Genomic DNA, 14,107 nt, shown 5'->3' on the forward strand with positions numbered 1-14,107 from the left:
ATCAGAAAGAGTAAGATGCGTTCAGATTCCAGGTGCGTGGCGCGCCATGGAAACCGGTGCGGATCTTCAAACCACCAGAGTAAAAGTTATACCCCGTCACCAGATACTCTTCATCAGTCAGGTTTTTAACCGACAAACCAAACTTCCAGTTTTCATCCGGCATCCAATTCACCACGGCATTCACCACGCCATAATCATCGGCAACCAGTGGACCGGTATTATCCAGCGTCAGTAGCCCCGACACATCAGCCGCTACAGCGGCCGCCGCGGCGGTATTAGTTTCCGTTGTCAACACCGACTCATCACGCCAGGCGTAATCCAATCGCGCCATAATTTGGCCGGCATTATCCAAATAAGCATCGTATTGAAAACCGATGTTAAAGGTGTTTTCCGGCGCGTTGGTCAGATTTTCAGAGCCGGAAATATCCACATCACTGTCGATGTACTCATCGTACTCAGCATCCAGATAACCATAAGAAGCGTTAACCGTCAGGCTCTCGGTCAGAGCCATAGTGAAGTCAATTTCAAGGCCGTTGATACTGGCCTTACCCGCGTTGGTAAAATCGCCGAAGAAGCTGCCATCGGGCAGAGACGTAAACACACTCAGCTGAATGTCTTCGTAATCATTGAAGAACAGTGCGCCATTCAGGGTGATGCGGCCATCCATCAGGGTCGACTTGGCACCGAACTCAAACGAGGTAACCGTTTCCGGGTCGTAGGGGTTGGCAGATTCTGGAACTGCAACGGTATTGGCACGAACATTAAAACCACCGCTCTTGAAACCTTCAGAGTAACTGGCGTAGAGCATCACATCTTCATTCCATTGATAATCAACGCCGACGCGGGGTGAAAATTCCCGGAAGGTTTTGCTGTCGGTAAAGTCACTGGCCACACTGGTTGGAGTCGAAAAGGTATTGTCAGCATAGCCCTCATTGAGCGCGACCACTTCCTTCTCTTCCACCGTCAAACGACCACCCAGAGTAAAGCTCCACTGATCGTTAAACTGATAGCTACCCTGAGAGTAAATGGAAACACTGTCGGTATCGACCACACCGGAAGTGGTACCACAGACACAGCCATTGGCTGGCCCACCCAACACACCATCACCAAAGAATTCATTGGCCACCCAGCCACCGGCTTCGCCACTCATAAAATACAACCCGGCCACCAAATCCAGAGCCTCACCGGTGTAATTGAGTTGCAGCTCCTGAGTCAGTTGATCGTCCTCATAGATGGCACGTACATCAGTTATCGGATAAGGCGTCTGGTCAAAATCGATGTAGGTATCGGTGGCACCTTTGCGATAGGCCGTGATGGATTTTAAAGAAAATTCGTCACTCAAATCGGCCTTCAATGTCAGGGAATAGCCTTGGGTTTCCGTGTCATTCTTGTTTTTAAAACCCGCATCGCTATCGAATTCATCGCCACCTGCCAGAGCTGTGGTATCCGCAGGATCGTACAACAGCGCTACCGGATTATCGGCCAGGATCTGGGCGCCAATGGGTGCCGATCGATCTTTGGTGTAATCAGCAGAAAAGGTCGCGCTAAATGTATCGACCGGGTCCCATTGGAAGGCCATGCGACCGGAATAGATTTCCTTGTCGCTCACATGTTTTGATCCGGTCGTGGTGTTCTCACCAAAACCCTCACGGCGGGTAATCGAAGCACCGGCCACTTTCATGGTCAGAGTATCGTCAATCAAGGGGATCTGAATATGGCCTTTGGCCTCCTGCTGATCATAGTCACCATAAGTCATGCCAACCTTGCCCGACAATTCATGATAAATCGGTTTGCTGACGTATTTGATGGCACCACCAATGGTGTTCTTACCGTAGAGTGTTCCCTGAGGGCCGCGCAGTACTTCGACACGTTCCACATCGAACACGTCCAGCAATGCCCCTTGCGGTCGAGCCACGTAGACATCATCAAAGTAGAGCCCTACACCGGGGTCAACTCCCCACAGGGGATCCGACTGGCCCACACCGCGAATGTAAGTGGTCAAGGTACTGGTGGTACCACGGGCCGGATAGGCCGTCAGATTGGGCACTTGTCCCTGCAATTCATTGATGCTGGCCACGCCCAGATCTTCGAGCTTATCGCCACCGAAAGCCGCCATGGCAATCGGTACATCCTGCACCGACTCGGCTCTTTTGCGAGCGGTGACGGTAACCTCTTCAAGCATCAAGGATTGTTCGGCTGAAACGCTGCTGACAGGGGCTGAAACACCGGCAACCACCATAGCGATTGCTGCAGACAGTCGGGTACGGGAAACAAAATTTTTCATTGTTGTTTTACCTTAATTATTTTTTTAATCGGTATCTGGTGGGCAAATTTAAATCAGCCTCACATCAAGCTGCCTCACCAGCTCTCCATTTCATCGATCGCAGAACATGCCACAAAAACATTAATTCAACACATGATGAATATGTAAGCGTAAAATTATTCAACAACTGATGAACTGTCAACTATTTTTTCATCAGTTGTTGAAATTAAAATTAATGCCTTTATTTTTTATCGAGTTAAGAACGTAATAAACAACAACCGGCAAGGCAGACAGCAGGATCGCGTAGGTGGCAGAAACCGCCGGGTTTTCGATACCAAAAGCAAACAAACCCAGCAAGTGTGCTCCCAAACCGACCATCGCCGCCAACCACGCCACAACAACCGGCGGCTGGTGACGCACATAGGTGCCCAACAGGATCGGCACCACGCTTGCCGCCGCCAGACCATAGACCCCTTTCTGGGCAAACAAACCAATTAATTGCGGCGGATTCAGGGCAATCAGGTAGGCCACAACTCCAACACCAATCAACACCCAGCGTGACAGCTTTAATCCTGCCCCATGCTGAAAACCGGTCTTGCCGCTAAAGGGCAAATACAGATCCTTCACCACCATGGCCGACAGTGAAACCAGAATGCCATCCAGTGTGCTCATACCGGCAGCCAATAACGTGATGGAGATAAACACCAGCGCATAGGCCCCCCAGCTATGACCGCTGAACTCTGCGGCAATATAACTGACGACCACACTGTCCTGACGATCAATTTCCAACCCCTTGAGCCGAGCATAAAATCCCACTGCCAGCATCAACATAAAACAGGCGCCGGCGATCACGGTGGTTACCAGAAACTTATTCACATCGGCGTCATTTTTCAGATACAGCATTTTCGTCAGTATGTGGGGCTGCATCATCAAGGCAAAAGTAACGACAAACCCGCTTAAAAAAACCGAAAAGAAATCGAAGTAGAGGTTACTGTCGGGGTTACAGGCGGCCATAAAGTTTTCCCCGAGAGACGCCAGTGAACCCCGGACATCGCCGCCAAAATGATAAAAGCCTTGAACAAAAATAAAGATGGCAACCAACGCCATCATAAAACCCTGAAACGTATTGGTGTAAGCGTGTGCGTAACTGCCCCCCATCAACACATAGGAAAACACAAACAACAGAATCAGGGTCAGTGATGCGGTTTGAGAAATAGGAAACAGCTGGCTCATCAACAAACTGCAACCCACCAGAATCAGAACCACAAAAGTCACCGACAACAGATTAATGATGGCAAAGAACATGCTCAAAGATCGGCTTTGATAGCGTTGGTAAATCCAATCCGGGATGGTAATCGCACCGGTCTCATCCCCCAGTTTGCGAAATCGCCGGGTTAATAAAATAAAAGCGGTAGTGATACCCGCTGTACCCGCCACTGCGTAGTGGATAAATGCCGACATCCCATGAACATAAACAAAACCCGGATTGATCACGAAAGTGGAAGTTGAGGACACTGACGCTGCCATAGTCACACCAATAATCCAGGGGCTCATGTCCTTGTTGCCGATCGAGAAGCCTTTGATGTCACGGGTCTTCCTCATGCCAATCCAGGACAACCACAGGGTCAGCACCACGTAAAAACCAACACAGGCGTATTTAAATAATTCGGGAGACATACACACACTCTTTTATTGTTATATTGTCACCAGTATTAAATTCATCGCTTGTTGAATTGTCAAGCCTTGTTTAGAATGACCACTCATTCAAGGAGACAAATAGCCCATGGCAGCAACCGCTCAAAAAACGCCTCGCGTTGGAAGACCACCCAAGGAAGCCAAAGACAAAGGGGAAAAAGGCGAGAATATCCTCAACGCCGCTGAAGAGCTGTTTGCTCTGCGTGGCTATGATGGTGTTACCCTGCGAGCGGTGGCCAATCAAGCCGGCGTGGATGTCGCCCTGATTAATTACTACTTTGGCAGTAAGAGCCAATTATTCGATACGGTCTTCGAACGTCGTGCTCAGGTGCTCAACCAAGGTCGTCTGGTCGCCCTCGAGCAAGCCCGGCAACAAGCACAGCCAGAAGCTATATCCGTCGAAAAAATCATTGAGGCCTACCTTAAGCCCCTTGCTGTAGCTCAGGACAGTGAGGACAGCGGCTGGAAAAACTACTGCGCCCTGCTGGCCTACATCAATAATTCGGCGGTCTGGGGGCCACAACTGATGGGTAAACACTTCAACAAACTGGCAGACAGCTTTATCGAAGCCCTGAAGCTGGCACTGCCTCACAGCAGTGATGCCGATCTCTATTGGTGCTACCACTATATGTCCGGCGCCCTGACTCTGACCTTTGCCAACACTGGCCGGATTGACAAGATGTCCAAAGGCGCCTGTCGTTCTGACGATTTCAAAGCCGCCTACGAGCGGATGATTCCATTTATCAGCGCCGGATTTCATCAGGTGTGCAATAAATAACAACCCATAAAAAAAGCCGCAGATTACGCGGCTTTTTTTATCCTGAGATACATGTCAACGCTGCAAATCGTACTTGCGCATTTTCTCCACCAAGGTGGTGCGGCGAATACCCAAGCGCTCGGCTGCACGAGCCACCACGCTACCAGAGTCATCCAACGCCTGCTGAATCAGGTTGCGTTCCAGCGTGGTCAGATATTCTTTCAGATCGATACCCTGCTCCGGCAACAACGCTGTGTCACCTACATTCACCACACCCGCCTGAGGTGCTGGCGCCTCGACATTGGGCTCTATCTCAATGTCCTCGACATCAATGTGGCGATACTTTCTTGGCAGATCCTGTGCGCCAACCACGCCATTGGGAAACATAATGGACATGCGCTCCACCAGGTTCGACAACTCTCGCACATTACCAGACCAGTCGTGTTGCGATAGAGACATAATTGCCGAAGAATTGAAGCGCACAAAACCCCGCTGATCTTTCTCCATTCTTGAGACCAGCTCATTAATAATCAGAGGGATATCGTCGGCCCTTTCACGCAAGGCTGGCATCTCGATGGGAAATACATTGAGGCAATAAAAAAGATCTTCACGAAAAGTTTCCTCATCGATCATCTTTTCCAGATCCCGGTGGGTTGCAGCAATCACTCTGACATTGGCAGAAATCATCTTGTTGCCACCAACTCGCTCAAAGCTGCGTTCCTGCAGCACGCGCAGAATTTTCACCTGCATATTGAGGGGCATATCACCGATTTCATCGAGAAACAGAGTGCCGCCTTCGGCCATCTCAAAACGGCCAGCACGGGAGCTGACTGCACCGGTGAAGGCACCTTTTTCATGGCCAAACAATTCGCTTTCCAGCAGTTCAGCGGGGATGGCACCACAGTTTACCGGCACAAAGGGTTTATCACGGCGCTCAGAATTGAAATGCAGATTGCGAGCCACAACCTCCTTACCGGTTCCTGACTCACCCGTAATCAGCACACTGACATCCTTATCCGCCACCTGTGCCATCATACTGCGCACCACTTCCATCGCCGCCGTGCTGCCCACCAGAGAACGAAACTGAGGCACCGACTGGCCAGATACATTTTTGAATCCCTGCTGAGCCTTTCGATAGGACTGAGCCTGATACAGAGCATCGGTAACCTGAGTCAGGCTCAGAGGCGGTTCAAGGCAGGCAACAACCGTACGCTTGATGGTATCGCTCCAATCGTCCGCGATAGCGGCGTCTTTGCCAACCAAAATAACAGGAAGGGTATCATCCCACTCACGCACGGACTCTAACCATGCTTGCGACTCGGACGACACAGGAGCACAGCTAACCGCGGCAACGGTATTCAGTTCAGAATCAACAGAGGCTGTCAGCTGTGGCCATTCAGAGGTGTCACCGGCGATAACCTGTAAGCCTAAAAATTCAAAAATCACCTCAAGCTTATTTCGCTCGAACTGATCCCCCACCAATAAAATTTGCGCAGATTGCAACATGCAATTGAAACCTATAAATCCGGACTTCCAGGTCCGTTGTCACTATTATTCAACCCAGATCACCTTCGACGCCCCAAATCAAAAGTCAAAGGAATGGCCATATCACTTCAAGTATCAGTCAGGTTTTTGGCTTTTGCCAAATTTCTGACTCAAACTCAAACAAATTCAGTCAAAATAATACCACTGAACAGGCTGCGGGATTAAGAGGAATTTTGCGTCATAACGCAATCAAAAGAACAAACAAGAAGCAACTTGTAGACTTAACAGTCACCAGTAAGAAATTGGGCCTCGGATTCACAGGCAGCGATCAATTCACGGTACAGTCGAACCACCACTTCTACCTCCTTAACCAGAGCACCAAGATTGCGATCTTTGGAATTGGAGGCCTGATCCAAAGCCGCCATCAACTGACCATTGATGGCTTCGACAGCGTACCAGTCACGCTCCTGAAGAGCCTCGGTGATTTCCCGGCGCAGGCGCACCAGCTTGAAAAGAGAATGAGGGATCACCGCCATAGGACTGCCTTTTGTAGTTAACAACCAACGTTAAACACTGTATCGGCCAGAGCCATGGCGGCTTTAGAAACCTTAAAAAGAAAGTCTGAAAAGCAATTAGCTGGAGAAATAGTTCAACTGTTCTTCCACATATTCGGCACTGGCATGCAACGACTGGGCAATCTCTCCGGCCTTCTGGGTTTTGGCATTTTGGTCATTGGCCATATTCACCACCTCAGAGACATTGACGTTAATTTCATTCGCCGTGGCACTCTGCTCCTCAGCCGCAGTAGCGATCTGACTGTTCATCATAGAGATTTCATCAATGGAGCCAACAATCCCTTTGAGAGAGGTTTCAGTGCCAACGGCATTTTCAGCAACAGATTCTGCCCGAGACTCCACATCACTCATAATGGTCACCGTTTCAGAACTGTTTTGCTGTAATCCCTGAATCACGTCAGATATTTCATTGGTCGATTCCTGGGTCCGCGTTGCCAGGGTTCGAACTTCATCGGCAACCACGGCAAAACCACGTCCCTGCTCCCCGGCTCGCGCCGCCTCAATAGCAGCATTCAGCGCCAACAAATTGGTCTGCTCGGCAATCCCCCGAATCACATCCAAAATGGAGCTGATATTGGCAGTATTGTCACTCAGAGCACCAACTTTTGACGTGGCTTCGGTCACAGCCTGATTGAGGGACTTCATATCACGCGCCATGGTCACCACCCGCTGCTCCCCCTCTGCCGCCTGAGTATTGGCTTGCTGGGCACCACTGGCTGCCCCCTCGGCATTTTTAGCCACTTCACCGATGGTGTAACTCATTTCGGTCATTGCGGTAGACAACATGGTCATCTGGTCGTTGACCAGATCCGCGGTGGAGCTGTTATTCACCACAATCGCCTGCAATTCTGAAGACTGTCGATTCACCTCTTGCATGCGCTGCTGTACGCCCGAAACCAAATCACGCAGGTGAGCCACCAGCTCATCAAGGGAGTGTGAAATATCGGCAATCTCATCCTCACCGGTGGAGTTAATGGCCACCCGTAAATCACCATCTTTTACCTGACTCATCACCTGATTCAGCTGATCGACTCTTTGACTCAAGTTGCGTGCTACAGCGCCGAGTAAAAAACCGGTTATCAACACAAAAAACAGAATCAAACCGAGGTTTACCTTGGTAACGGTAGCGCGGCCTTCCAGTACCAGCTTTTTGGCCACCGGCATCCGCTGCTCCAAGGTCTCGATGACTTTGGCGTACATACCGAAAAAAGGATCTATCGATTTCACATAAACATCGTCATACCAACGATTGAAGGCCTGAGGGTCTGCACCGGAAGCCATCAGGTCCGCGCCACTATTGAGTGTCACAATCGCCTTATCCGATAATTTGATCACCATGGCAGCGGCCATACGCCCCTGATCCGAAAGCATATTGTCACGCAGCTGGGCAATATTATTTTTTTCAGACTCAAGGATTCTCGCGGACTGACGCAATTGATTGGCGTTGTAATGGGATTTGTCGCGCAGTGAATGCAGCACAACGCTGTGAGATGCCACCAGAGCTGTTTGGGCCGCCATCATGGTTTTGGTGGCGTTGGCATTCAACAGGATATTGAGCGAGCCCTTGGTCATCTTGTCGGTAAAAAATTGAACGACGGCCGCCGTAATCAAAAAGGCGGCAACAACGATGATCACATTAACCGCAAGCTTCTGTTTTATTGTTTTATAAAATTTCATCAATCCCTCGTATCCCTGAACTGCCATCAATGATTCATATGGCACAAATAACCATCCGGCGGAGTTACCCTGCTATCTAGCTATCGGTACTCCGCCTTTATTCTTTAGATCGGGAGGGAGGATATAACCAAGTCTATGGCGTGTACCAGATCGGTGAACTGTAAGCACGCTCCTGAATGGTTGCCGGATGCCCCTTGGGATGTGGCTTGTTCATGGCCACGGTCGCATACAGAGAGTGTCTGGGTGTCGGTATTTGCAGTACGCGAACATAGTAAAACGCTCGCACAGCCGGGTTAAATTCCGGATCCTGCCACACGCTTACCAACTCAGGTGAGCCAATGCTATTGGTGTAACTGGCGGTTTTCAGATCCACGGTATTGCCAACAGGCGCCAACTGATTATTTTCGATGGGACGATTATCCGAGGCCGCCACATTAAATACTTTCTCATGGGAGCGCCCCTTTGCATCAAGCCAGCCCTTGACCACCTGAATGCGATCGAGATTGGCATCGATCGGATCCTTAACCGCCTGAATTAAAAAGCTTGGCGCTATGCCATCTGGCGCCATGCTCAGGTCGGCCCCCATCGGCACACCTTTGCGGTAGCCCAGCTGCCCAATATCCTTTGCCAGAGTATCCTCAGCAGTGAAATCCCAACCGGCAAACAGGCGCAACCGAATGCGAGGCCCTGTGGTGCCGTAGACCTCGCGCCGCTTGAAGGCATCGAAGATGGCTTCCCGGGTATTTTCGCCAGCCCAGACCCCGGCCAATCCGGCAGAGGCCATGTCGTAACCGATCACACCCGGCGTTAATTGAGATGACTTGCCTTCTGGATAAGAGTCGACAGGGAACTTACCACCAAAATTGTCCTCTTCAACAGCCGACACCCCGGAATGACTGTCTGACGCTCCGATCATGCCAAACTTGTAGGGATTGACACCGGCCCGCGCCTCAATTTCCATGCCGCGCATCAACGCCGTTCGCGCATAGTCACCCTTATTGGCAGGCGCCTTATCCATTTCAACGCCGATGCGGGCATCCATTGGATGGCGATAGGATTCAAACTCGGCAAATTCATCCGCCGGGGATAAATCTGCCAGTGTCTCACCGTCACCCTTGATTTGTGTCATTTCATACACCGGCTCCCAACGCATCCGCATTTTGGCGTAACCGGCATCAATGGGTTTGCCACGGCTGTCCACTTCAGAAAACATTTTGCCCTTGCTGACATTGCCGTTGTGAGGAATGGCAATAAAATTGGCGCCCGATTTTTCTTCGGTTTGCTCTAACCAATCCCACAGGTCTTCCGGGCGATCGCTGTCAAACAGAGAAAACGGTAGATACTGGCTGGCAGCTTCTGCGCCCTGTTTCTGGAAAATAACGCGATGCAAATTGGCACCATAGGTAATCGACGACCACTCCCAACCCACGAGCGCGGTGAATTTACCCGGCTCATTATGTTGGTCGGCGGCATTGTAAATACTCTCCCAGACAGAACCCCGTATTTCCGGCGTATTGATTTCATCCAGCGGTTTACCGCTATTGGCTGACGCCACCATTTCCAGAAAAGCCTTCCTGCCTAAGCCCTGTTGGGTGAGTTCGCTAAAACGCTTACCGGTTGCGGTTTTCAGTAGTTCGGGGTCGCCCTCAAGCATCCTTGAGACCACTCCCATATACTCGGCATGATCACTGACCACCAGAAAATCCAGCGGCGTCTTGATCTGAATTTTGTGTCGGGTTTTCGCGTTCACCACGGGCAGGCCCTTGGCAAATCGGTAGGCGTCATCGGGGCTCAAACTGCGATTGCCCATCATATAGGCATCGGGCGACAACTTGGTATGCAGATGGGTATCCCCCCAATAGAGATTGGTCTGGGCATAAACAGATCCAATCACAGAGCAGACACCGGCTAGGGCTGCAACCACAGACAACAGACGTTTCCGGGACAAGGTTCGCATAACGCTGCTCCTGTTCAGTCTGCCGTCTGCTTGTTCTGAGCCATCAATAAAGGCAGCCAGTGCAAAAAACCAAACAACAGGGTTTTAATAAAATGCTGCCCGTCCTGTTCCTGGAAGGCATCGAGCTTTCCCTTCATCAGGATAAATTCGGTGATATGGGTCACCAACAGAATCAAAGTAACGACACTGAGGATAAAACTGTACGCCTGCAGCGGTTCCAGCACAAAGGACAAAGCGGTTGCCAGATAAATCAGTAACGCCGCCAATTTGAGAAAGTTAAAAAGAGTGTTCATAGAGGAGCCTGTCTTATTATTGTGGAATCAAACTCCGAAACTGTAGCCTGATTTTACGATTTGGCCCATATTGATCGCGGCCAAGAATTTGTGAAATCCGGACAGCCCATCAAAGAATCAAAAAAGGCTCATAAATGCCGCTTGGTTTTGGCGGTGGCAGTGGCTGCCAAAGGATCATCAGGCCACGGATGCTTGGGGTAGCGGCCTTTCATTTCTTTCTTAACCTCCTGATAACTGCCCTGCCAAAAGCCGTGTAAATCCTGTGTCACTTGCAGAGGGCGCCCAGCCGGCGACAGCAAATGAATCATCAGAGGCTGACGTCCGGCGGCAATCACTGGCGTTTGGGCACTGCCAAACATTTCTTGAAGCTTCACCGCCAGCACCGGCGGTCTCTGCGAGTAATCGATGGCAGCAGAGTTACCAGATGGCACCGCTATTCTCACCGGCGCCTGTGAATCGAGTTCAGCGGGTAGCGGCCAGGGCAACATAGTCATTAACAGATTTTTAATATCCAGCCTTGGCAACTGATCGAGCTTGGTTATCGGGGCCAGAACCGGTTCAAGCCATTGCTCCAGAGATGCCAACAACCCCGATTCACTGAAATCTGGCCATCGGCTTGTCTCTCCCGATTGCAAATCCAGCTGCCGCAGCAGCTCGACCCTTTGTCTCAGAACCTCAACGTCTTGCGAGAACCCCAACTGCGACAAGCCCACTTCACGGATTAACTCCAGCAGAGCCTCAACTCTGACCTGAGCATCGGGATTACTGACCGGTTTCGAGCGCACCACCAACGCCCCCACCAACCACTGCTTTTCTGCCACAAAGGCGGCTTTGGCAGAATCCCACAACCCGGTTTCGCGTTCGACTATCAGCTCGGGCAGATGCGTTTGCAATGCCTCAATATCGAGAGTCAAAGCCTGATAGATTTTCTCGTGAGATTGCCCCTCAATACCGCCCATATCGGCAATCACCAACCATTGAGGAACTCCCAAGCGGGCGTCTGAGACCAGTTCTGCGGCGCGCCCATTACTGAGACGATAGCGACTGCGACTGTCGGTGCGGCGCAAAGCGATGCGGTCCGGGTAAGCGCAGGCCAGCAGCAACGCCGGGATTTGCGCCGGTTCAACTTCCGGTTCAAGCGCATCCAACGTCAGCTTATCCAACACGCTACTCATCTGCTTGCGCTGCTGTTGCATGCGTTTGAGCACGCCTCTTGAGGAGGTCGGTATCGGGGTATCGCCATTGACAATATCCAGACGGGCCAGAAAATCGGCACCCATTTCCGGGGCGACGTCCCTTTCCGATAACAGCAAGGCCATATTAATTGCCAGTGACCGATACCCCCACTGACAACCCTGAATCAGCATATGGGCCAGCCGCGGATGCAAAGGCAACGAATTCATTAACTCCCCATGAGCCGTGATTCGCACCCGGCCATCCTCAACTGCCACAGCACCGAGATATTGCAACAGATCCAGAGCTTGCCCCCAGGAGGCATCCTGTGGCGGGTCGAGCCAGCGCAATTCAGAGGGATCATTAATGCCCCACTGAAGCAGATTCAGCGCCAGAGGCAATAAATCCGCCTTGGTAATTTCAGGCGAAATATAATTGGCCAACTCATCCTGCTGGCTTCCACTCCACAACCGATAGCAGCAGCCGGGCTCCATTCGCCCGGCACGCCCCATGCGTTGAGTTGCCGAGGCTTTACTGATGCGTTTGGTGGCTAGACGCGTCATGGCTGTGCGGGGGTCAAAGGCAGGCTCGCGACAAAGCCCCGTATCAACCACAACCCTGACTCCCTCGATGGTCAAACTGGTTTCAGCAATATTGGTAGCCAAAACAATTTTCCGTTTGCCCTCGGGGGCGGGATCAATGGCTTTACGCTGTTCCTGTAATGACAAGTCACCATACAATGGTGCCAGTAATATATCGGGGTCTTGGCCAATCTTGTTTGCCAACAATTTGGCAACACGATGGATCTCACCCTGACCCGGCAAAAATACCAGCACGCTGCCGCGCTGCTGAGCCAAAGCCTCAACAATGGTCTCGGCGCAGCGCTCAGCAATGGGTTGCCGATATTGATAAACACCGGTGTAAATAACCTCGACCGGAAACATCTTACCCTGGCTTTTAACCACCGCAGCACCATCCAGCAATTGACTCAAAGCCTGGCCATCGAGAGTAGCCGACATCAACAGCAACTTGAGGGTATGCTCCCGCAAATCACCAAATAGCTCCCGACCGTTCAGTGTCAGAGCCAAACCCAGATCAGCATCCAGACTGCGCTCATGGAATTCATCAAAAATAACCAGACCCACGCCATCAAGCGATGGATCGCTCTGCAGCATCCGGGTAAATACCCCTTCCGTCACGACTTCAATTCTGGTGGCCTCGCTGACCCGTGTATCAAAGCGCATCCGGTAACCCACTGTCTGCCCGGTCTTTTCCTGTAATAGACTGGCCATTCTCTCCGCTGCGGAACGTGCTGCCAGCCGTCTGGGTTCAAGCAGTATAATTTTCTGCCCTGCCAGCCAAGCTTCATTTAACAGCGCAAGAGGCACCAAAGTGGTCTTGCCGGCCCCGGGCGGAGCCTCCAAAATCACGTTGTCGCGGCTTTGCAACTGCGTGCAAATTTCGTCCAGAACATCAACCACAGGCAGGTGCTCAAGGCCGGCAAATAGTTTTGCTTTTAAATTACTCATACGCCAATATGGGTTGAAATATCGTCTGGGAAGAGCTGCATATTCTACCAGTTTTCAATCTAAAGCACCGAAGAGAAAAACCTTGAGCCTTTACGAACGCTATATTCTGCCTCACGTTATCAATTGCGCCTGTGGCACCAAACCGGTCATGAAACAACGACAAAAAGTTGTTCCTCTGGCTGAAGGAAATGTACTTGAAATCGGTATGGGCTCAGGTCTTAACATTCCCTTTTACAATCCGCAGAAAGTCACCAAAGTCTGGGGACTGGAGCCGTCAGAAGGCATGAGACAGAGAGCGGCTGACCGTGTCAGTCAATCTCCCATCGACATCGAATGGCTGGATTTACCCGGTGAAAAAATTCCGCTGGATGATCACTGTGTCGACACCATCGTACTGACTTTTACCCTGTGCACCATTCCCGATTGGCACGCGGCTCTGACACAAATGCGACGGGTACTCAAGCCCGGGGGCAAGTTGCTGTTCAGTGAGCACGGCCAGGCCCCGGACCAGAACATTCTGAAGTGGCAAAACCGCCTCAACGGCACCTGGAAAACCATCGCCGGCGGCTGCAATCTTAACCGTGCCATACCCGACTTGCTGCAACACGCAGGTTTTGAAATAGAGACTATGGAAAAAATGTACTTGCCTTCCACACCTAAGATCGCAGGCTATTGTTATTGGGGCACAGCGAAATAAAACGGG

The 14,107-nt window shown here is 51.1% G+C and carries 10 protein-coding genes; 2 read left to right on the forward strand and 8 right to left on the reverse strand.

Annotation, left to right across the window (positions count from 1 at the left end; all coding sequences use genetic code 11):
* Position 1 precedes the first annotated feature (1 nt).
* Together ACPXV9_RS06710 and ACPXV9_RS06715 are read right to left on the reverse strand one after the other, a co-directional pair.
* Entirely contained in the window at positions 2-2,284 is a 2,283-nt protein-coding gene (locus ACPXV9_RS06710) for a TonB-dependent receptor (RefSeq protein ID WP_423895672.1), read from the reverse strand.
* Between the two features lie 192 nt (positions 2,285-2,476).
* Positions 2,477-3,940, reverse strand: a complete 1,464-nt coding sequence (locus tag ACPXV9_RS06715) for a sodium:solute symporter family transporter (protein ID WP_423895673.1) — start codon at positions 3,938-3,940, stop codon at positions 2,477-2,479.
* A 106-nt stretch (positions 3,941-4,046) separates the two neighbouring features.
* Here ACPXV9_RS06715 and ACPXV9_RS06720 point away from each other — a divergent pair, with 106 nt between their 5' ends.
* Positions 4,047-4,736, forward strand: coding sequence for a TetR/AcrR family transcriptional regulator (locus ACPXV9_RS06720; protein ID WP_423895674.1), 690 nt, complete (start codon positions 4,047-4,049; stop codon positions 4,734-4,736).
* A 54-nt stretch (positions 4,737-4,790) separates the two neighbouring features.
* On the opposite strand, the gene ACPXV9_RS06725 is transcribed toward ACPXV9_RS06720, so the two are convergent.
* From ACPXV9_RS06725 to hrpB, 6 genes are all read right to left on the reverse strand, one after another.
* Positions 4,791-6,221, reverse strand: a complete 1,431-nt coding sequence (locus ACPXV9_RS06725) for a sigma-54 dependent transcriptional regulator (protein ID WP_423895675.1) — start codon at positions 6,219-6,221, stop codon at positions 4,791-4,793.
* A 260-nt stretch (positions 6,222-6,481) separates the two neighbouring features.
* The gene (locus tag ACPXV9_RS06730) at positions 6,482-6,736 is read right to left on the reverse strand and encodes a hypothetical protein (RefSeq protein WP_423895676.1); all 255 of its coding nucleotides are present in this window, start codon (positions 6,734-6,736) and stop codon (positions 6,482-6,484) included.
* A gap of 96 nt (positions 6,737-6,832) precedes the next feature.
* Positions 6,833-8,452: a methyl-accepting chemotaxis protein gene (locus ACPXV9_RS06735; RefSeq protein ID WP_423895677.1), complete on the reverse strand. Its 1,620-nt coding sequence runs from the start codon at positions 8,450-8,452 to the stop codon at positions 6,833-6,835.
* A gap of 133 nt (positions 8,453-8,585) precedes the next feature.
* Positions 8,586-10,409 carry a DUF3604 domain-containing protein gene (locus tag ACPXV9_RS06740; RefSeq protein ID WP_423895678.1) on the reverse strand — a complete coding sequence of 608 codons (1,824 nt, stop codon included), beginning with the start codon at positions 10,407-10,409 and terminating at the stop codon, positions 8,586-8,588.
* Positions 10,410-10,423: 14 nt separating this feature from the next.
* A complete protein-coding gene (locus ACPXV9_RS06745; RefSeq protein WP_423895679.1) occupies positions 10,424-10,702 on the reverse strand; it encodes a hypothetical protein in 279 nt (92 codons plus the stop codon).
* Positions 10,703-10,830: 128 nt separating this feature from the next.
* Positions 10,831-13,404 carry an ATP-dependent helicase HrpB gene (hrpB, locus tag ACPXV9_RS06750; protein WP_423895680.1) on the reverse strand — a complete coding sequence of 858 codons (2,574 nt, stop codon included), beginning with the start codon at positions 13,402-13,404 and terminating at the stop codon, positions 10,831-10,833.
* Between the two features lie 82 nt (positions 13,405-13,486).
* On the opposite strand from hrpB, the gene ACPXV9_RS06755 reads away from it, so the two are divergent.
* Positions 13,487-14,101 carry a class I SAM-dependent methyltransferase gene (locus tag ACPXV9_RS06755; RefSeq protein ID WP_423895681.1) on the forward strand — a complete coding sequence of 205 codons (615 nt, stop codon included), beginning with the start codon at positions 13,487-13,489 and terminating at the stop codon, positions 14,099-14,101.
* The last annotated feature ends 6 nt before the right edge of the window (positions 14,102-14,107 follow it).

The sequence above is a fragment of the Candidatus Pelagadaptatus aseana genome, assembly GCF_040362265.1.
In the GTDB taxonomy this organism is placed as follows: Bacteria; Pseudomonadota; Gammaproteobacteria; order Pseudomonadales; family Cellvibrionaceae; genus Pelagadaptatus; species Pelagadaptatus aseana.

Coding starts and splice junctions, on each gene's coding strand:
- hrpB (WP_423895680.1), bottom strand. CDS start 13,404: ATGAGTAATTTAAAAGCAAAACTATTTGCCGGCCTTGAGCACCTGCCT.
- ACPXV9_RS06710 (WP_423895672.1), bottom strand. CDS start 2,284: ATGAAAAATTTTGTTTCCCGTACCCGACTGTCTGCAGCAATCGCTATG.
- ACPXV9_RS06720 (WP_423895674.1), top strand. CDS start 4,047: ATGGCAGCAACCGCTCAAAAAACGCCTCGCGTTGGAAGACCACCCAAG.
- ACPXV9_RS06740 (WP_423895678.1), bottom strand. CDS start 10,409: ATGCGAACCTTGTCCCGGAAACGTCTGTTGTCTGTGGTTGCAGCCCTA.
- ACPXV9_RS06715 (WP_423895673.1), bottom strand. CDS start 3,940: ATGTCTCCCGAATTATTTAAATACGCCTGTGTTGGTTTTTACGTGGTG.
- ACPXV9_RS06730 (WP_423895676.1), bottom strand. CDS start 6,736: ATGGCGGTGATCCCTCATTCTCTTTTCAAGCTGGTGCGCCTGCGCCGG.
- ACPXV9_RS06725 (WP_423895675.1), bottom strand. CDS start 6,221: ATGTTGCAATCTGCGCAAATTTTATTGGTGGGGGATCAGTTCGAGCGA.
- ACPXV9_RS06745 (WP_423895679.1), bottom strand. CDS start 10,702: ATGAACACTCTTTTTAACTTTCTCAAATTGGCGGCGTTACTGATTTAT.
- ACPXV9_RS06735 (WP_423895677.1), bottom strand. CDS start 8,452: ATGAAATTTTATAAAACAATAAAACAGAAGCTTGCGGTTAATGTGATC.